The organism is Rothia sp. HMSC065C12, from assembly GCF_001812085.1.
GTDB classification, from domain to species: Bacteria; Actinomycetota; Actinomycetes; order Actinomycetales; family Micrococcaceae; genus Rothia; species Rothia mucilaginosa.
This window is the reverse complement of sequence record NZ_KV807672.1, coordinates 1-18,816: the sequence shown is the minus strand read 5'-3', so window position 1 is coordinate 18,816 and position 18,816 is coordinate 1. Positions and strand designations below refer to the sequence as shown.

15 protein-coding genes and 1 riboswitch are annotated in these 18,816 nt (G+C 57.0%); of the genes, 5 read left to right on the top strand and 10 right to left on the bottom strand.

The annotated features are described in order from the left end of the window. Positions 1–106 precede the first annotated feature (106 nt). From HMPREF2836_RS02235 to HMPREF2836_RS02215, 5 genes are all read right to left on the bottom strand, one after another. Positions 107–577, bottom strand: a complete 471-nt coding sequence (locus tag HMPREF2836_RS02235) for a DUF4190 domain-containing protein (protein WP_070629339.1) — start codon at positions 575–577, stop codon at positions 107–109. 297 nt (positions 578–874) lie between these two features. Further along, positions 875–1,534: a hypothetical protein gene (locus HMPREF2836_RS02230; RefSeq protein WP_070629338.1), complete on the bottom strand. Its 660-nt coding sequence runs from the start codon at positions 1,532–1,534 to the stop codon at positions 875–877. 149 nt (positions 1,535–1,683) lie between these two features. Then, a complete protein-coding gene (locus HMPREF2836_RS02225) occupies positions 1,684–2,586 on the bottom strand; it encodes a hypothetical protein (RefSeq protein WP_070629335.1) in 903 nt (300 codons plus the stop codon). A gap of 27 nt (positions 2,587–2,613) precedes the next feature. Further along, positions 2,614–3,144: a hypothetical protein gene (locus HMPREF2836_RS02220; protein WP_070629333.1), complete on the bottom strand. Its 531-nt coding sequence runs from the start codon at positions 3,142–3,144 to the stop codon at positions 2,614–2,616. Between the two features lie 32 nt (positions 3,145–3,176). Continuing rightward, complete coding sequence (locus tag HMPREF2836_RS02215) at positions 3,177–3,554, bottom strand: hypothetical protein (protein WP_070629331.1); 378 nt, start codon at positions 3,552–3,554, stop codon at positions 3,177–3,179. Positions 3,555–3,917: 363 nt separating this feature from the next. On the opposite strand from HMPREF2836_RS02215, the gene HMPREF2836_RS02210 reads away from it, so the two are divergent. The 3 genes from HMPREF2836_RS02210 to HMPREF2836_RS02200 all read left to right on the top strand — a co-directional run bounded on the left by HMPREF2836_RS02210 (position 3,918) and on the right by HMPREF2836_RS02200 (position 5,903). After that, positions 3,918–4,580, top strand: a complete 663-nt coding sequence (locus HMPREF2836_RS02210) for a hypothetical protein (RefSeq protein WP_083309144.1) — start codon at positions 3,918–3,920, stop codon at positions 4,578–4,580. 237 nt (positions 4,581–4,817) lie between these two features. Continuing rightward, the gene (locus tag HMPREF2836_RS02205) at positions 4,818–5,057 is read left to right on the top strand and encodes a hypothetical protein (RefSeq protein WP_049354346.1); all 240 of its coding nucleotides are present in this window, start codon (positions 4,818–4,820) and stop codon (positions 5,055–5,057) included. 129 nt (positions 5,058–5,186) lie between these two features. Continuing rightward, complete coding sequence (locus tag HMPREF2836_RS02200) at positions 5,187–5,903, top strand: DUF6318 family protein (RefSeq protein WP_070629329.1); 717 nt, start codon at positions 5,187–5,189, stop codon at positions 5,901–5,903. A gap of 113 nt (positions 5,904–6,016) precedes the next feature. Here HMPREF2836_RS02200 and HMPREF2836_RS02195 read toward each other — a convergent pair whose 3' ends face one another. Next, positions 6,017–6,316, bottom strand: coding sequence for a hypothetical protein (locus HMPREF2836_RS02195; protein ID WP_246822801.1), 300 nt, complete (start codon positions 6,314–6,316; stop codon positions 6,017–6,019). Here HMPREF2836_RS02195 and HMPREF2836_RS02190 point away from each other — a divergent pair. Next, positions 6,315–9,395, top strand: a complete 3,081-nt coding sequence (locus tag HMPREF2836_RS02190) for a beta-galactosidase, LacZ type (RefSeq protein ID WP_070629328.1) — start codon at positions 6,315–6,317, stop codon at positions 9,393–9,395. The genes HMPREF2836_RS02195 and HMPREF2836_RS02190 overlap by 2 nt on opposite strands. A gap of 148 nt (positions 9,396–9,543) precedes the next feature. Here HMPREF2836_RS02190 and HMPREF2836_RS02185 read toward each other — a convergent pair whose 3' ends face one another. The 4 genes from HMPREF2836_RS02185 to HMPREF2836_RS02170 all read right to left on the bottom strand — a co-directional run bounded on the left by HMPREF2836_RS02185 (position 9,544) and on the right by HMPREF2836_RS02170 (position 16,973). Beyond that, the gene (locus HMPREF2836_RS02185) at positions 9,544–11,526 is read right to left on the bottom strand and encodes a M13 family metallopeptidase (protein ID WP_070629324.1); all 1,983 of its coding nucleotides are present in this window, start codon (positions 11,524–11,526) and stop codon (positions 9,544–9,546) included. Between the two features lie 107 nt (positions 11,527–11,633). Beyond that, complete coding sequence (locus tag HMPREF2836_RS02180; protein WP_070629323.1) at positions 11,634–13,076, bottom strand: MFS transporter; 1,443 nt, start codon at positions 13,074–13,076, stop codon at positions 11,634–11,636. Positions 13,077–13,592: 516 nt separating this feature from the next. Then, positions 13,593–15,920 (bottom strand): 5-methyltetrahydropteroyltriglutamate--homocysteine S-methyltransferase, encoded by a 2,328-nt coding sequence (gene metE / locus HMPREF2836_RS02175; protein WP_070629322.1) that lies wholly within the window; start codon positions 15,918–15,920, stop codon positions 13,593–13,595. A 147-nt stretch (positions 15,921–16,067) separates the two neighbouring features. Beyond that, positions 16,068–16,973 carry a methylenetetrahydrofolate reductase gene (locus tag HMPREF2836_RS02170; protein ID WP_070629321.1) on the bottom strand — a complete coding sequence of 302 codons (906 nt, stop codon included), beginning with the start codon at positions 16,971–16,973 and terminating at the stop codon, positions 16,068–16,070. Between the two features lie 116 nt (positions 16,974–17,089). Then, positions 17,090–17,206: riboswitch (SAM riboswitch) on the bottom strand. 347 nt (positions 17,207–17,553) lie between these two features. On the opposite strand from HMPREF2836_RS02170, the gene HMPREF2836_RS02160 reads away from it, so the two are divergent. Continuing rightward, positions 17,554–18,816: ATP-binding cassette domain-containing protein (locus HMPREF2836_RS02160; protein ID WP_070629318.1), on the top strand; the 1,263-nt coding region annotated here is incomplete at its 3' end.

The following is an 18,816-nucleotide window of genomic DNA, read 5'->3' as shown; positions in this document are numbered from 1 at the left end:
CACTAAAGATATGGTTGAGGGGCGCTCGCAGGCACGGCGGCTGCCGCGTGTGTGCGAACGCCCCTCCGTCTCGAAATGAGGCTTTTATCGGACCATATAAATGGGTTTACTTGTCCATTTCGTAGACCCAGCCGCCAGCGTTGCAGTAACGCTTACCGTCCTTCTCAGTGATGTAGTAGCCGGGCTCGTGGTTCTCGCACTTCTGGATAACCTCACGGGCCTCTCGGTTAGACTTCTCAAGGTTCGCCGCACGAATCTGGAAGAAAGCAAAGGTCGCAATATATGCCACCAGAACCAGCACAAGAGCGGTAATCGCCATGCCCTTACCCTTGCCGGTGCCGTTCTTAACCATGACCAGAGCGATTACAGCGAAAATAATGGTCGGGATGGTCAGGAACGAGCCGATCACAAAGATGCCGGTCAGGGCGGAGATAATGCCCAGGACTAGTGCGGTTACTGCCGCCCACTTCTTTTTCGGTGCCTCGACGGGTGCGCCGTATGCGGGCTGTGCGGCGGGTGCCTGCTGGGTGAACTGCGGTTGCTGCGGTGCAGCCGGCTGCGGGGTGTTTTCAGACATGAAAGTCCTCATTTCGTGTGTGGTTGGTGAATATCCGGAAGCGCACCACCTGCAGGTGGCGTACCTTTCCCAAGGATACTCTATGTGCTTGAAAGCTCTGACAAGTTGAATTGTCGAGTACTTTGATGGTCTATGGGTTAGGTGGCTAAAAAGTTAACTCGGTGCAAGGCTCGGGTGAAGACTGGGCGACCATTCACCGGCAGGTGGTGACGGCGCTCAGGTGAGTAGCCGCTGGCATGCAGAAAACCCCTGGGCTGAGAGATAAGCTCTCAGCCCAGGGGCTTTCTCTATGCAGTGCTACATGTCAACGTCGGCGAGGCCGGTGACTTTCTCTTTTTCCCTGAAGTACGGGACTGTATCAGGGCCACTATCTAGAGCATCCACCCGAGCAACATCACTCGGATTATTCATGTCAGGCCAGCGGTCGTTCTCAATCCTGAACCGCACAATCGCCATTAGACGATAATTCTTGTGGATAATCGGAGAGAAAGCAGCAATCAGCTTCCCAGACTTGCTATAGAAAGAGACGAGGTCCTGACTATCTACAGCAAGTGCCTTATAGTATTCGATTCCGTCAATAGCGTTGACCGGGTACACGGTTGTACGCGCCGACCACATACGCTGCTCAATACCTTCAGGGGAGATCTTCACATAGGCAACATGGACATACCAGGCGTACAGCATGAACATAATTGACATAAGTATCCCACCCAGTTCATACCAAAAACCTGGAGACCCCTCCTCAACAAGATGGAGAAAGAAACCAAGACACGGGAACCCAGGGGTAAATATTGTTAGAAGAGCCTCTGCCTGATTAACCCGTCGGATATACGCGCCTTGGCGGCGGCGCTCCATATCCTTCCAGCGCTGAATCTCATAGTTGGTAATGATGTAGAGCGTCCCGGTTACCGAGATGAAGGCCAGGATGCCCCAGATAATAATCAGGAAAATGCGCATGACGGGTTCTCGTTTCGTGTGGTTGGTGAATATCCGGAAGCGCACCACCGGCAGGTGGCGTACCTTCCCCAAGGATACCCCGGTGCGTGAATCGTCCTAGACCGTGCGCTTTGGCGCACAAGGCTCCTCAACCCGCGGGGCTCCACGGTTTAGCTGGCTGCAGGTTCAGCCTCCGGGTCCTCCTCATCTTCCTTCTCGGGGATAGCAACACCCACGGTCACGTACCTCTTCACCAGCAGGTACGAGGCGATCACCGGCACCACATACACCAGCGACAACCCGCTACCGGACTGCACAACATCAACGGCAAGACGGACCGCCGCCAAACATCCACCCAAACCCACCAGGGCTACGCAGAAGCCACGCAACACGCCATACCCGGCAGTGCCCTCCTCAAAGGTCGACGCCCACAGCTTGAACAGGGTGCGGCGCACAAAAATCAGGAAGACCGTCACCAGGCACAGCACCACCGAAACACCCACAGGCTCATAACCGGCAGTAGCGAACGAAACCACCGGAATAACCAGGCAGAAGAGCACCATCAGGGCGCTCACACCCAGCACCACCGCGCGCACATACCGGTTGATGCGCTCCATACGGTGCAGGTTAGGGATCTCCTCGTTCGGCTGCGCGGCATTGTAGAAGAACAGCAGCAGAACTAGCGCGGACGCCGCCACATACCAGGGTGCGAAATTGATGCCGTCCACCTGCGGGGTGGAGGCAACCGGCGGGACACCCACCAGGGAGAGAGCAGCGAGCAGAACAATTGCGGCAACGCAGAACGTGCCCACCGTCAGCAGAAAGTAATGGTACGCGCCGCCGTTCTTTGCATCCTGCACACCGTGCTCACGCGTGCCGTCAATCATCACGACGGAAAACAGCATCGCGGAGATGGATAGGATGCTCCACGCGTACTCGCCCGTCATGACGGGGACAAGCAGGAGGAGCAGGGACGCAGAGAACAGAATCCACAGGAGTACTCGCTGCAGTGTGGGTGAGGACGCGATGGCCTCTCCAATAAAGTCGATAATAAATTCGCCGATAAAGCTCACGGTGGGATCCTTTCTGCGGGGGTGGGGTTACTCTTTGATCTCTTCAAAGCGGAGGACGCTGAAGTCGAATTCATCGTTACGGGTATCGAAGGACTTGTACGCCCTATATTTCTTGCCCGTCTCAAAGTTCTGGAGGTATTTGCGGATGGGGATACCGTCAGGGGATTTGCTTGATTTGATGATTCCGCACTCTTCCGTTTCGAATTCGCCGGAGGTCCAGTAGGGGTCCTCATGTTCAACGATTTCGACGGAGGTGACAGTGCAGATAGCGGATTCATTGCTCGGGTTGTAGCTGGTCATAAAATGTAAGGACGCAAGGAACCCTAGCATGACTGCCACGAATATGATGACGTCGCGTGCATCCCACGCAGCTTTTGCCTTTTTGCGAAGATACTCTTTGAAATCGACTTTATTCTTCTTTTTCTTGGTGTATCTCTTTTTGCGGGTCTTCTTTATGGCCCCAGTTTCGGTAATGTAATTTACCTCTGGGTAACTCTTTTTCTTCGAAGTGTTCCTTTTCTTTGAAACGTTCTTTTTCCTCGGGGAGTTCTTTTTCACTGCTCTTCACCTTCTTTCTGGGCTGCGGGTTGTTATTCTGTGATGTCTTCAAAGCGGGTCGTCTCAAAATCTCGTTCCTTTTCAGGAGATGAGTTTGCGACATGGAATAGGTATTTTTTGCCAGGCTCGGCGGTCTCAACGTACTCGGGAATCTTGCGACCTTCCGGAGGAACAATCATCGTGAGAGTGCCGCATTCTTCTGTCTCAAAAATACCTTTGGGTCTAATATCGTTCATACCGCTTACTGTGCCGCCGCGCTCTTTCGTATATGCCTTAGTTACGGTGCAGGTAGCGGTGATACCGTCACTGTCATCACGTAAATCTTTAGGGACAACAAAGAACACGTACCAAAGAATGATGAATGAAATAATGAGCGCTATTCTCTGGCGGCGCTTGTAATTAATTTCCATCGGTTTGCCTCTTGTAGATAGTTAGCTTTCCTTGCTAGGTTTCTAGGCTTTCGTTGCCTTTTTGCGTTTCGCTGCTTACTTCGGTTGTGCTCATGGTGTGTACGTCCTTGTGCGGTGGTGGTTGGTGAATCGTGCTCGCTACGGCGAGGTGGCGGGCACGTTCTTAGCCTATCGCACGGTATCTGATCAGAAGGTTAACTCGACGCAATGCTCCGGTGAAGACTCGGCAACCACTTCGCAGATAACCCGAATCTGGGCTTAACCACCCAATTTCCTCGGCTACTCTGAGAACGAACCCGCACCCTCCGCATCGTTGCCGGGAGGCTGCCGGTCACCGATAAATAGAAAGGGTAGTGAACCACCATGATGATGAACTACACCATGATTGCCCTCTGGGGCGTAGTAAATGTCCTACAGACGTACAAGATGATCCGGTCCATCATTGTCTACGAAATCAACCGACGCCGAGACAAGAAACTGTATGCCAAAAATATTTACATTACTCGAAGCGACCGCTCCGAAATAATTGTGCTTGCCGTCGCCCTTCCCATGACCCCTGCTCTGATATTTATGGTGCATCTGCTGAGCGATATAGGATTCCATTTTCTATATGATGTCGGAGCTTTCCTCTTCACGTGCTTTCTTCTATATGCCTTTAACGAAACCGCTGGTTCTTACACTAAAATCTCGCCGGAAGGATTCGAAGAGGACAACGGGCACGACAATAAAACCTTCTACCCGCTCAACGCGATCGATAAGGTCACGTATACGCAGAGCTCCGACGCCGAAATTTCAGACTCCGTCTCCTTCGATACAAAATCGGGCAAGCGTATCGCGCGTTTCGGGCCCATCTATGAGGGCTACCCCCTCCTCGCAATGACCCGATTCAGGATGGAAAACGACCGCTGGCCAGACATGAACAACCCCGAAGAAGCCGCCCAGGTCAAGGCGTGGATGAACTGGAGCTCCACCATCCCGCACATCAAGGACAAGGACATTTCCGGCCTCGCCGAAGTGGACATGTAGCCCGCAATTCAGCCTGTATTGAGTGCGTGCCCGGCGTGTTTCTCAACCAATATTTCCGCAATTTTTCTGCCGGAAAAACGTTGACTAGCCCGCATGGTCTAACCCTCAACTAGAAGGTGCACTCTGCGCGCAAAAACATTAACGTTGAGGCTTACAATAAGAAATGGTTAATGCACAGCCGCACGCCGTGCACACGCCACGTCACTTCACAGAAACACCAACCCCGAAAGGCATATCATGGCCACCAAGAAGCCCGCACGCCTCACCCGCCGCGCAGCACTCGCCGCCGCAGGCGCAGGCGCAGCAACCGCCCTCGGCGCACTGCTCACCCCCGCACAGGCAACCACCTACCGCCCCACCGTACGCCGCACCCCCTACAACCGCTACTACTCCGACCGTTACGGCCGCCGCACCCGCATCGTTATCAGCGACTACTACGGTAGCTCCTACAGCCACTACTACTATTACGGCGGCTAAAGAATCCCAAGCCCAATAAACATATACTGGAAGACGGCACTACACTCACGTAGTGCCGTCTTCCCGTTAGATGCCGTAGGCATCACCCGCACCACGGTGCGGAAAATGCACCACAGATAGAGAGAACCCATGAAGAACGTAACCCGCCGATCCGCCCTCGGCCTGCTCGCAGCAACCGGCGGCGCAACCCTCCTCGCAGCCTGCGGCGCTCAGCCCCAGGCAACCAGCGGCAACGCATCCGGTAGCGCATCTGCTTCCGCGTCGACTTCTAAGACCGCACGCACCGACTACTCCGGCGTTGCAACCCTCGACGGCTACACCTCCAAGCCTTCCGACTACCAGCCCGCAACCCGCACCGAGCCGTCCAAGAACGCCCCCGTGCCCGTGAAGCCCGCCGTTGCCAACGAGAACAGCGTCGAGGGTCTGTACCAGTCCATCGCATTCTTCGGCGCAGCCATTGAATACTACATGCGCACCGGCAAGACCGAACCCCTGCGTGAATGCGCGGTTGACAACTCCGAGCTGAAGAACATGCTCGAACCCGAAGAAGGCACCCTGGGTGCTGGCCTGCAGCAGGGCAAGATTTGGATGCAGGACCCGTCCGTCACCATCACCATGCTCACCGCACAGCCCGAGCGTGATGGCGACGCCTACAACTGGAATATCCGCCTGACCATGGACAGCGGTGAGTTCATCGCAAGCAAGGACCGTGTGGAGAACGCTTCCTCCGATTCGGACCGTAAGAACGATGTGGAGCGCACCCTGCACGGTGTCTACGAGAACGGTGCGTGGAAGCTGACCGGTATGCGTACTTCTTCCTCTTCGTCCTCGGCTTCTGCTTCCTAAAAGCTTCAGCCTAGAAGCGCGTAGCTTCTACACCTAAAAGGCGCCCGCTCCGTGGAATAAACCCACGAGGCGGGCGCCTCTCTCATGCGGTGAAGGACCTACCCTGCTTTTACCTATGCAGAAGCAAGCTTCGCCTCAAGCTCCTTCACAATCTTCGCGTGTTCCTTCTCAGAGATAGAAACCTTGAAGAAGAAGGCGAGGAACGAGCACACAATAATGGCCAGCGGCGCATAGAAAGCAGCCGTGTTGAACGTCTGAATGTTCTGCGCGGTGAGGCTATTAGGACCAGTGCCACGTAGACCAGAGCCAAGTTCTGCGGGAAAAGAATGAACAGAATGTAGGCGGCAATCATCACGCCTTCCGGCATTCTTAAAGGGACCAAACAAAGATGTATACGAGAGGAAGGAAGACATGTCTTCCACCGAACAAACGACTCCCGTAGTCTCCTCCCAGTCACCCTCAGCAGCGTGGCTTGATGACCCCACTGTGTACGCTGTCAACAGGGAAGCAGCGCACTCCGACCATCACTCCTCAAACCCCCAGCAGAGCCTCAACGGCACGTGGGCTGTCCGCACTGCATGGGCCTCAGAAATTGATGTCACCACCGCAGAATTCGCCGCCCCCGCCCTCGACGAAAGCGACTACCAGAGCATCCCCGTCCCCGCCACCCTGGAAACTGAGGGACTCTGGCGCCCCGCCTACGTCAACATCCAGATGCCCTGGGACGGCCACGAAAACCCCGAAGCTCCTCACATCCCCGAGAAGAACCACGTAGCCCTCTACCGCAAGCACTTCACCCTGGAGGGCGACCTCAAGAAGATGCTGAGCGAATCAGGCCGCATCACGCTCGCCTTCGAAGGCTTCGCAACCGCAATTTACGTGTGGGTCGACGGCATCTTCGTTGGTTACGCAGAAGACGGTTACACCACCACCTCCTTCGACATCACCGATATCGTCAGCAAGGGCGCAGAAGGCAACCACACCCTGACCGTCGCATGCTACGAATACTCGAGCGCTTCATGGCTGGAAGGCCAGGACTCGTGGCGTTTCCACGGCCTCTTCCGCGCTGTGAACCTGGTAGCCCGCCCCGCAGTCAGCATCGCCTCCCTCACCGTTGAAGCAGACTACGATGCACCCACCGGCGAAGCACACCTGGACGCTCTCGTCACCCTCAATGGTGAAGAAATCAAGGCGTACACCCTGCAGGCTAGCGTCCTTGACGGCACCCAGGTCATCTGGTCTGGTACCGTCGCCGCCGAAGACGCATCCGTGCGCATCTCCTCCGACGCCCTTGAAGGTATCGCTCCCTGGTCGGCTGAATCTCCCTCTCTCTACACTCTGACGGTGGATCTGCTCCACGACGGCAAGACCGTAGAATCCACCAGCCAGCGCGTCGGATTCCGTCGCTTCCGCATCGAGAACGGAATCATGACCCTCAACGGTCACCGAGTCCTCTTCAAGGGTGTCAACCGCCACGAGTTCCACCCGCGTACCGGCCGCGTCCTGACCGTTGAAGACATGACTTCAGAGATTCTCTTCTGCAAGCAGCACAACATCAACGCTATCCGCACCAGCCACTACCCCAACGATTCACGCTTCTACGCCCTGGCCGACGGATACGGTATCTACCTGGTTGACGAAGCAAACCTGGAAACTCACGGCTCCTGGTGCACCCCCGGTGACATTCCCACCCCCGAGACCACAATCCCCGGCTCCCGCATGGAATGGGAAGGCGCCTGCGTTGACCGCGTAGAATCCATGATGCGCCGCGACTACAACCACCCCTCCGTAGTAATCTGGTCGCTCGGTAACGAAGCATACGGCGGCGAAGTATTCCGCTCCATGTACCGCCGAGTCCACGAACTGGACCCCAACCGCCCCGTACACTACGAAGGCATCACCTGGCACCGCGAATTTGATGACGTCACCGACATCGAATCCGGTATGTACACCCACACCGACGTCGTCGAAAAGTACCTGTCGAACAACCCCCAGAAGCCCTTCATCATGTGCGAATACATGCACGCAATGGGCAACTCGGTCGGCGCTATCGACGAATACGTCGCACTGGAACGCTACCCCCACTACCAGGGCGGTTTCATCTGGGACATGATCGACCAGGCACTCTGGCACCCCGGTGAGAGCGAAGGCGCCCCCGAATACCTCGCTTACGGTGGCGCATTCGGCGAACGCCCTTGCGACTACGAATTCTCCGGTGACGGTATCCTCTTCGCCGACCGCAAGGTAAGCCCCAAGGCCGCTGAGGTGAAGGCAGTGTACTCCAACCTGCGCATCACCCCCGACCAGAAGGGCGTGACGGTCGTCAACGACAACCTCTTCACCTCCACCGCAGACTACACCTTCAAGGCTAGCCTGCTGGTCAACGGCGTTCCTCAGTGGCAGGAAGACTACTTCTTCGACGTAGCCCCGGAATCCACCCACGAGCTGGCAATTCCCTGGCCCCTGGAAGAATACGCTGTCGACAACGCAGAAGTAACCCTGGACGTCAGCCTCGTGCTCACTGAAGACGCCGCATGGGCTCCTGCAGGACACGAAATTGCCTTCGGTCAGTACGTCATCCCCGCATCGCAGGCTGAAGCAAACACCGCTGAAGACGCAGCAGATGCGACGGTGACCGTCGGCCGCTGGAACGTCGGTCTGCGCAACAACCAGGCTGAAGTTATTCTGTCCCGCACTCAGGGCGGCATCGTCTCCTGGGTACACAACGGCACCGAGCATGTTATTCGCCCCCCGAAGCTCACCACCTTCAGGCCCCTGACCGACAACGACCGCGGCGCCGGACACGGTTTCGAACGCGCCCAGTGGACCGTTGCAGGCCGCTACGCCCGTTGCGCTAACGTTGCTGTCGAGCAGCCCAGCGATGACAGCGTGGCAGTGACCTACACCTACGAGCTGGCAACCCCCGCTCACACCGCTGTTACGGTCCGCTACGAAGCACAGAGCACCGGCAACGTGCGAGTAACCATCGACTACCCCGGCGAGAAGGACGCACCGTCCCTGCCCGCATTCGGTCTGGAATGGGCACTGCCCGGCGAGTTCTCGCACCTGCGTTACTACGGCCTCGGCCCCGGCGACTCCTACCCCGACCGTTGCAGCGGCGTCCGCCTGGGCGTGTGGGAAAGCACCCCCGAGCAGGACTACGCACCGTACCTGGTACCTCAGGAAAGTGGCAACCACATGGGTGTCCGTTGGGCTGAAGTGACGAACGACAGCAACCACGGCTTCCGTGTCCGCCAGCTGCAGACTGCCGGTGACGGCCTGCACGTATCGCTCCTGCCCTACTCCTCCTACCAGATTGAGGAAGCTTCCTACCAGTGGGAGCTGCCCGAGAACAACCGCACCTACCTGCGTATCCTGGCAGGTCAGCTCGGCGTTGGTGGAGACGACTCGTGGGGCTCGCCGGTACACAGCCAGTACCACATCGATGCAACCGAGCCGCTGCACATGGACATTGCGCTAGAAATTATCTAACGCAACGCTCGGCACAGTAGCAGTAGACGCCTACCTTCGTGTAGCGTCCGCAGTTCTCTAGAAAAGAGGTGCCCGCCTCGTGGTTTTCAAGCCACGAGGCGGGCACCTTTCTTATATACGCAATAAAGCATATACCCTTATCGGGATGCTACCAGATGCGCACGCGCTCCTCCGGAGCCAAGTACAGTGCATCGCCCTCAGAGACGCCAAACGCCTCATAGAACTCATCAATATTGCGCACCACACCGTTCACACGGAACTCATCCGGCGAATGCGGATCCACCGAAATCATCACCTCAGCATGCTGCGGGCGGGACTTCGTGCACCAGCCGCGAGCATTCGAGAAGAAGAAACGCTGAATACCGGTCATACCGTCAATCACCGGCGCGTCAGCCAGCGACTCAATGCCCTGCTTCTTCAAAGCCAGACGGTACGCCTTCAACGCAATAGACATGCCAGCCAGGTCGCCAATGTTCTCGCCCAGAGTCAGCTCACCGTTCACGTGGAACTTCTCATCCAGACCCACCGGAACGTACGCGTTGTACTGCTCCACCAGCGCGGAGGTGCGCTCCTTGAACTTCGCGTAATCCTCCTCAGTCCACCAGCTCTCCAGCTTGCCGTCACCGTCATAGCGGGAACCCTGATCGTCAAAACCGTGACCAATCTCGTGGCCAATAATCATGCCGATATTGCCGTAGTTCGCCGCATCGTCAGCATCCGGGTTGAAGTACGGGGGCTGCAGAATCGCTGCCGGGAACACAATCTCATTCGCCGGCGGCATGTAGTACGCGTTCACGGTCTGCGGAGTCATCAGCCACTCCGACTTATCCACCGGCTGACCCTTACGGGCAATCAGCCAGTCAGCATCAAACGCACCGGTGCGGCGCAGGTTCTCGAACAGGTCACCGGGCACGAGCTCCAGTGCGGAGAAGTCACGCCACTTATCGGGGTAACCGATCTTGGTGACAAACTTCGACAGCTTCTCCAGCGCCTTCTGACGGGTTGCCTCAGTCATCCAGTCCAGCGACTCAATAGACTCGCGGTACGCCTCAAGGAGGTTGCCGACCAGAACCAGCATCTTCTCCTTGTGCGAAGGCGGGAAGTGCACAGCCACGTACTCCTGGCCAATCTCCTCACCCAGAGCCTTCTCGACAGCGCCCACACCGCGCTTCCAGCGCTCACGAATCTGCTGGGTACCGGAAAGGGTCTTGCCGTAGAAGTTGAAGCTCTCCTGAACCAGTTCGTCGTACATGAACGGCGCACGCGAACGCAGAACAGTCCACACAGCCCACAGCTTCCAGCTCATCAGCGGGATGGAGGTGAACAGCTTAGCCGCACCCTCAAAGAAGGACGGCTGAGCCACAATAACCTGACCCAGGGTCTCCGGGTCGGCACCCAGAGCCAGCAGCCACTGGGAGAACGGGAAGCCGGGGAACTTCTCGTCTAGCTCGGTCGCCTGGTACGGGTTGTAGGTTGCCTCAGCGTCGCGGTTCTCCACGACGTTCCAGTGCAGGCGAGCCAGCTCCGACTCGTGAGTGAACACCAGCTGAGCCGCCTGCTCCGGAGTCAGACCGAAGCCCTCAGCCAGACCGGTCAGCTCAAACATGCGGGCAATATGCTCAACATACGCCGCGCATGCAGCCTCGTGCTTCTCTTCACGGTAGTAGGATTCATCCGGCAGGCCCAGACCCGACTGGTACAGGAAGAACGTGTAATTCTTCGGGTCCTTCGGGTCGTTGCTGGTGTACCAGGCGAACAGCTGCGGCAGACCCGCACGAGACAGCAACGCCAGGGTCACAGCCAGGTGGGAGGGGGTTGCCGAGTTCAGGATCGGGGCAATCTCCTTCAGCAGCGGCTCCAGGCCGTCCGCCTCAATCTTCTCAACATCCATGAAGGAGTTGTAGAGTGCGCCAATACGGGACTCCGGCTGCTCCTTCGCGATCTTCTCCACCAGCTCACGCACGTGCTTCTCTGCGTTATCGCGGAGGGTGTACAGGCCGCCGTCCTTGGGGCGATCCGCCGGGATTTCGTGGGTAGCAAGCCACTTACCGTTGACGTGGCGGAAGAAATCGTCGCCCGGCTTGACGGTTTCATCCACCCATTCTTTAGTGATTCCAGAGTTAGTAGTCATGGTTCCATTCTAGGTTCTTAACGTAAGAAGCCACACGATTACCGACAAGCCATCATATGGTGACTCACCAGCAAACGTGTGGCTTCCCTACACGAAAGATGGGGCAATTATGCCTGAGCCGCCAGCTTCTCTGCACGCTCAGCCATCAGACGCTTCTCAGCACCGTTAACCAGCCAGAGGAACAGAACCGCCAGACCCGAGCACACAATCATGAAGACGAACGCGGTGCTCCAACCCCAGTGATCAACAATGATGCCGATACCAGCAGAAGCCAGGGTCGCACCCAGCGCGTAACCGAACAGGCCGGTGAAGCCCGCAGCGGTACCCGCAACGTGCGAGGGAGACAGGTCAATAGCCTGCAGACCAATCAGCATAACCGGGCCGTAAATCAGGCCACCAATCAGAGCCAACGCAACGTACGCAATCCACAGCGGCGCATCCGAAGAAGGCAGCCAGTACAGCAGAATCGCGCCAACGGTCGCAATCAGGAACAGGATACCCGCGGGGGAGCGGCGACCCTTGAACATGCGGTCAGAAACGTAACCGCACAGGACGGTGCCGCCAATACCGGCAAGCTCCAGAATCGAGAAGCCCGCAATACCACCCTCAAGGGAAGCGTGGCGCACATCGTGTAGGTACTTCGGCGCCCACACCAGCACGCCGTAACGCAGGGTGTACACGAACACGTTTGCCAGAGCCAGGTACACCATAGTCGAGTTGGTCAGCACGTGCTTACGGATGGTGGTCCAGGTGGACTCTGCACGATCCTCAGCGGTGGACTCAACCTTGTGCGGGTCGTTGCGGTACACGTCAACGGTGGGCAGACCCTCAGCCTCGGGGTTGTCACGAATCAGCAGCCACGCCACGAACGCCAGAACGAAGCTGATAACAGCCGGGAACCAGAAGGCAACTTCCCAGGTCTTGCCGAACATGGAGAAGCCCCATGCAACCAGCAGACCGGACAGCGCACCACCAACGTTGTGGGCGGTGTTCCACCAGGAAACCTTCGTGCCGCGCTCGCTGGTGGAGAACCAGTTCACGAGCACACGACCCGAGGGAGGCCAACCCATACCCTGGAAGATGCCGTTGAAGACCATAATGGTCGCCATGATGGAGGCGATAGCAGCAGCGTAGCCCGTCGCACCCGCGCCTTCACCCATGTAACCGGTCAGCGCCAGCAGGATGTTTGCAACACCCGAGAGCACCAGACCGATGGGCAGGAACAAACGCGCGTTCGAGCGGTCAGAAATCATTGCGGTGAAGAACTTGCTGAAGCCGTAAGCCAGCAGCAGTGCCGTGGACAGTGCACCAATTGCTGCGTTGCTGAAGCCAAGTTCCTTGGTCAGAATCGGGGTGACCAGCGGGACGTTGTTACGAATCAGGTAGAAGGTTGCGTAACCGATGAAGATACCCATGAAGACCTGTAGGCGCATGCGCGGGTACTTCGCATTAACTTCTGCTTCGCTGAGCTGGGGCTTGGGTGCCGGAATAGCGAGCCAGCGGGGTGTAGAACCCTTCTTCTTCTTCTTTGATGAAGTGGTAGTAGTCATGCTGGAATTCTAAAAACGGCGGCTTATAAAAATGCTAATCCGCTGGAAATGTTTTCAGTAGAATGTTCACTATGGTGAACGGATATTCGGAGCGATTATTCTATTAATACTGTTTTTACCCTGGAATTACGGGGAAGTGCTAAATCTGTGTGATGTATATCTGTCTACTGGGCAACAGTGCCACAAGTGCTGCGGTGAATATAAATACTTTCCTTGTTGAGTAAGTATGTGTTTTGGTCAGACCACACTTAAATTTAGAGTAATTTATACCCTAAGTTCAAAAAGAAAACCACTTGGACACCAATAAATCACCGCCCTAAAACAGCACAGAAAACCCGCCCGCACGGTGCAGAAGAAAAACCGTACGGGCGGGCCTGTTATCTATCCCCAAAAGCTCGGCATACAGTCGGTACGCATACCGGCACGAAGCCGAACAGCCGCCACCTGCCGCAGGTTACCGCGAGCAAACCATCATCCGGTCAACCCGCAGCAGGCAGCGGAACCAATAGGCGCCTCCTAGAGGGATGCGCGAATCGCCTTGGTGGCATCTACCAGGTGACGCAGAGACTGCTTGGTCTCCTCGTAATCACGAGTCTTCAGACCGCAGTCCGGGTTCACCCACAGGTCAGCAATGGTGCCGTAACCAATCGCAGCCTTCAGCAGGGACTCAATCTCATCCTGCGAAGGAACACGCGGGGAGTGGATGTCCCACACGCCCGGGCCCAGACCGGAAACGAAGCTCTCCGGAATGTCAGCCAGCAGCTCCATGTGCGAACGAGCCGCCTCGATGCTGGTCACGTCAGCGTTCAGAGCGTTAATCGAGTCGATAATCTCGTTGAACTCCGAGTAGCACAGGTGGGTGTGAATCTGAGTGGAATCCTTCACCGCGCTGGTTGCCAGGCGGAAGGAGTTCACCGACCAGTCCAGGTACTGCGGCTGCTCATCGCGGCGCAGGGGCAGCAGCTCACGCAGAGCCGGCTCGTCCACCTGAATGATGCGGATGCCCGCCTGCTCCAGGTCGGCAATCTCGTCGGCAAGAGCCAGAGCCACCTGGTTAGCGGTCTCGCGGCGCGGCTGGTCGTCACGCACGAAGGACCAGGCCAGAATCGTCACCGGGCCGGTGAGCATGCCCTTGACCGGCTTGTCGCTCAGCGACTGTGCGTGGGAGCTCCACGGAACGGTGAACGCCTCACCGCGCAGGCCCTCACCGTGACGCTTCACGTCACCGAACAGGATCGAGGGGCGGGTGCAACGCGAACCGTAGGACTGAACCCAGCCGTGGCGGGTGGTTGCGAAACCGTCGAAGTTCTCAGCGAAGTACTGAACCATGTCGTTACGCTCAGCCTCACCGTGAACCAGAACGTCCAGGCCCAGCCCCTCCTGCAGCGCGATGACCGAGGCAATCTCGTCACGCAGGAAGCCGTTCAGCTCCTCAGCGGAAATCTTGCCCGCACGAGCCTCCGCACGGCGGCGGCGAATCTCAGCGGTCTGCGGGAAAGAACCAATGGTGGTGGTCGGCAGCTTCGGCAGGTTCAGGTCAGCCTGAGCCTCGCGGCGAACGTCAATAGTCGGGCGGTCAAAGTCCTCGGGAGTCACAGCTGCGGCGCGGGCACGAATCTCGTCGTTGTGCTTGCGCGGGTCAGCGGCGAAGCGAGCCAGCGCCTCATCGGCAGCCTTCAGCTCCGGCTCAACAGCCGCCTCACCCTCAGCCAGGCCACGAGCCAGCAGAGCAATCTCAGCGACCTTCTGGTCAGCGAACGCCAGGCCGTCCACGGGAACCTCGGCGGGGTCCTCCAGAGCCAGGTCGTGCGGCACGTGCTGCAGGGAGGTCGAAGAAGCCACCGACACGGCACCCTCGGATGCGCCGGGCAGCGCCTCCAGAGTCTTCAGGGCGGCGCGAACATCGGCACGCCACACGTTACGGCCGTTCACAACACCGGCAACCAGGTGCACACCAGCGGCAGAAACAGACTCCAGCTCAGTCTTCGAGTACACGCCGTGCACCAGGTCAAGATGCAGAGCCTCAATACCGGTACCCAGCAGCGCCGGCAGGTTCTCACGCAGAGAACCGTAGGGGCTGGTCACCAGAATCTGCGGGCGCTTCTCGCCGGCAGCCAGGGCACGGTAGGTGCGCTCAGCCAGCTGCGCAACCTTTGCGTTGTCGGCACGGTCCACGGTCAGGCCCGGCTCGTCCAGCTGAACCCACTCAACACCGCGCTCAGCCAGCTGCTCCAGCACCTGAGCGTACGCGGCAACGAACTCATCCAGACGGTCAACGGGGGAGAAGTCCTCAGCGGAACCCTGCTCAGCCTTAGCGCCCAGCAGCAGGGTCAGCGGGCCAACAATCTGCGGGCGAACCTTCACGCCAGCCTGCTTTGCTACCTCGAGCTGCTCGTCAATAGCCTCAAGGTTCAGCTTAATCTCGGTGCCGGCACCAATCTCGGGCACCAGGTAGTGGTAGTTGGTGTCGAACCACTTAGTCATCTCCAGAGGAGGCAGGGTCTCGGTACCGCGCGCCAGTGCGAAGTAGCCGGGCAGATCCAGCAGGCCGCGTGCATCCTTAGCCTCAGCCAGACGCTCGGGAACCAGGGTGAACAGGCGAACAACGTCGAGCACCTGGTCGTAGTAGGAGAAGGTTGCCGGAATCGAGTAGTTGTCAGCCTTCAGACCGGCGGCGGTCACGCGCTCGAAGTAGGTGCGCTGCACGTCTGCGGCGGTGTCCTGCAGCTCCTGCAGGGTGGCCTTGCCCTTCCAGAAAGCCTCCTGAGCCTTCTTCAGCTCACGGAAGCGGCCCACGCGGGGGTAACCAACAATAGTTGCGGCGGGGAAAGCAACGTTAGACATAGTGCATATTCCTTTACTGGGGATAGAAATGGGAGAATCAGCGGGCCCTGCCGGCCCCGTCGATGGGGCCGAGATCCGCGGGACGCTCCCGGGGTACTTTGGGGGAAACTTGGGTGGCGCATCCGCGCCGGGCGGAGCGGGTCGCGCTTAGGCGAATTCCAGCTCGCTCAGGGGCTGGGAGAAACGGTTGCTGTATCGGGGCAGGTCCAGCTGATCCAGAACGTCAAGCACCGCGGCATGCTCGTTGAAGGTGAAGAAGTGCAGACCCGGTGCGCCCGCATCCATCACGGTACGGCACTGGTTCAGTGCGTAGTCCACGCCGATGCGGTGCAGCTCTGCGCTGCTGGTTGCCGTCTCCAGGGCGTACGCAAGATCCGCCGGAACCGACATGCCCGCCATCTGGCAGAGGTTCTGTAGGCGCTTCAGCGAGGTTACCGGCATGATGCCCGGAATAATCGGAATATCCACACCTGCCAGGTGCGCCGAATCGACCAGGGCGCTGTAGCGTTCATCCTCGAAGAACACCTGGGTGATAGCGAAATCCGCGCCGGCACGCTGCTTCGACAGCAGAATCTCAATATCCTGCAGCAGGGATGCGGACTCGGGGTGCTTCTGCGGGTACGCCGCCACACCGATGGACACCTTACCCGCCGCCAGGTGGGCGAAATCTTCGCGTTCCACGCGGCGAATCAGCTCGACCAGGTAGCGGGCGAAGGGAAGCTCAGAAACTTGACCTTCCTGCACGTCACCGCGCAGCGCCAGGAAACCGCGCACGCCCAGACCCAGAATCAGGCGGACCGCACGCTCCAGCTCGTGCACCGAGTGGCCTGCACAAATCAGGTGTGCCAGGGGGGTGAGGGAGGTTTCGTGCACCAGGTAGTCGAGCAGCGCCAGCGTCTTCTGACGGCGCTTCGCGTCACCGGAATAGGTGACCGAAACGTAGTCGGGGTTGGTACCCTCAAGCTCCGCAATGGTGCGAATCAGCGACTCACAGCTTGCGTGTGAGCGCGGAGGGAACAGCTCAAAAGAAAGAGCCGGGTGAACTGTCGTCATGACCATCCTTCGTGTTCACCCGATAGATACACACCGTAAGGGTGCGCGAATTCTTCTGCAGGATGCGCGCCACCGGTTGCGGGTGCGCATCATCAAGGGGTGCCGAAGGGTATTCTTCTCTATCGGTTCTGGCGGGAGCACCTTGTCCGCACCCTGCACCGTGACGGTGGGGGATACTGGCGAGGTTGCTGCGACGTCGACGAGCCAGATCTCTCGGTCGCTCTTGATAGATAACGCCTTCACTTTACCCACCGCCTCCGAGGGCGTGCAAGGGGTGCGGCGGTTGATGTCCTAATATTTCTGGACATGACATTGGGGCGAAATATGAACTTAATATGACCGACTATGACGAAGGGCGGCTGGGGGCGTTGTGGGTAGGGCTGTCGGCTGACCCCTGGATGCCTGGCACTATCGCAGATACGTCTGCTTAATATTCTTGGACACGCACGAATATATGTGTTTTGAATTTCATTGAGGGGTAGGGTAGCTAGTGAGGCACGGGTAGTGTTTCAATGTCCGCTCATCGAGGAGTTTCAGGGCTCAAAGATGAGTTCAATATGACTTTGTGAGCGTGGTGAGAATGAAAAAGCTATTTTCTTCTATACTCTGGTCCTTCCGCCTAGCCTGGAAAACCTGTCCCACAACCCTGGTGAGCGTCGCCCTATCGCTAGCCGTCATTGCCTGCATTCCCTTGAGTCAGTCCCTGCTGATTGGTAATACAGTATCAGCCTTGAGCGGTTCAAATGGTGGCGCGGCCTGGATTTATATCGTTGCTCTTGCCCTTGTTGTCGGAATTAATATCATTGCTAAACGCTGGGTCATAAGTAACATGCTCATCCTCAAATCAAAGGTGAACTATCGGGTTCACTGCATGTTAAATAACAGGTTATCTACATTTCCGTTATCTGATATAGGTAGCACAAAATCACAGGAAGATATACGTGCTGCTAGAGAGGCAATATCGAAACAGGAATTGCAGGTTCACACCATGTCAGTTATGACACTGGTGAGTGCCTTCGCAATGGTGTTACTTCTCTGTCTTAATATCGCGAACGTCAGCATTGTGGCAGCAATTTTTGCGGCACTGTGTTCACTACCCCTATCTATTGCAATGGTAATCCTCGCTAAACGTGATTACGCTATATACACCCTAATGTACGAGGACTATCGGGTAGAGAACTACTATCTAGACAATCTGATGGCTCAGAGTCGAGCCCAAGAACTTCACCTCATGAGAGCCTCCCGATTTTTCTCGCAACGCGTAGCGTCCTGGCGACGCCGGGCGGCCGGTAGGGAATTGAGCCTTGAAAGTGTTAGAGGAATCATCTCCATAGTTGCAGGGCTACTCTGCTCTGTCTTACTTTTTGCGTCCCTGTACTTCCTTGTGGATTCAGGCGCCAATATATCGTATGTGGCCGGATCGCTGATTGGAATCATTGCCTGTGTTGATGCGACCCAAGAGGTGGGATATTCATTTGGTCAGATTATTAATGGAGCATTATCTGTTCAGCAATTCCGAAGGGTATGCGACTCTGATACTTACGACCATGTTTCTGAGATAAAAACTTCTAACCCTAACCATGAAAATATTTCAAAAATTATATGCAAAGATGTATCCGTTCAGTATGAGGGCTCGTCGTCTTTTGCGCTTAAAGATATTAATCTTGAGCTGATGAATAATCAAATGATTGCAGTAGTTGGTGCCTCGGGCGCGGGAAAAACAACGCTAATAAATGCAATTCTTGGAATTACACCAATTGCCCAGGGGAGCATAACGTATAAGGGTGCTTCTTCTGAGAGTAAATACAACATGTTGGCAAATGTTGGTTTGGTGAGTCAAGAC

Coding starts and splice junctions, on each gene's coding strand:
- HMPREF2836_RS02235 (WP_070629339.1), bottom strand. CDS start 577: ATGTCTGAAAACACCCCGCAGCCGGCTGCACCGCAGCAACCGCAGTTC.
- HMPREF2836_RS02195 (WP_246822801.1), bottom strand. CDS start 6,316: ATGTCTTCCTTCCTCTCGTATACATCTTTGTTTGGTCCCTTTAAGAAT.
- HMPREF2836_RS02200 (WP_070629329.1), top strand. CDS start 5,187: ATGAAGAACGTAACCCGCCGATCCGCCCTCGGCCTGCTCGCAGCAACC.
- metE (WP_070629322.1), bottom strand. CDS start 15,920: ATGTCTAACGTTGCTTTCCCCGCCGCAACTATTGTTGGTTACCCCCGC.
- HMPREF2836_RS02205 (WP_049354346.1), top strand. CDS start 4,818: ATGGCCACCAAGAAGCCCGCACGCCTCACCCGCCGCGCAGCACTCGCC.
- HMPREF2836_RS02230 (WP_070629338.1), bottom strand. CDS start 1,534: ATGCGCATTTTCCTGATTATTATCTGGGGCATCCTGGCCTTCATCTCG.
- HMPREF2836_RS02185 (WP_070629324.1), bottom strand. CDS start 11,526: ATGACTACTAACTCTGGAATCACTAAAGAATGGGTGGATGAAACCGTC.
- HMPREF2836_RS02190 (WP_070629328.1), top strand. CDS start 6,315: ATGTCTTCCACCGAACAAACGACTCCCGTAGTCTCCTCCCAGTCACCC.
- HMPREF2836_RS02170 (WP_070629321.1), bottom strand. CDS start 16,973: ATGACGACAGTTCACCCGGCTCTTTCTTTTGAGCTGTTCCCTCCGCGC.
- HMPREF2836_RS02180 (WP_070629323.1), bottom strand. CDS start 13,076: ATGACTACTACCACTTCATCAAAGAAGAAGAAGAAGGGTTCTACACCC.
- HMPREF2836_RS02215 (WP_070629331.1), bottom strand. CDS start 3,554: ATGGAAATTAATTACAAGCGCCGCCAGAGAATAGCGCTCATTATTTCA.
- HMPREF2836_RS02210 (WP_083309144.1), top strand. CDS start 3,918: ATGATGATGAACTACACCATGATTGCCCTCTGGGGCGTAGTAAATGTC.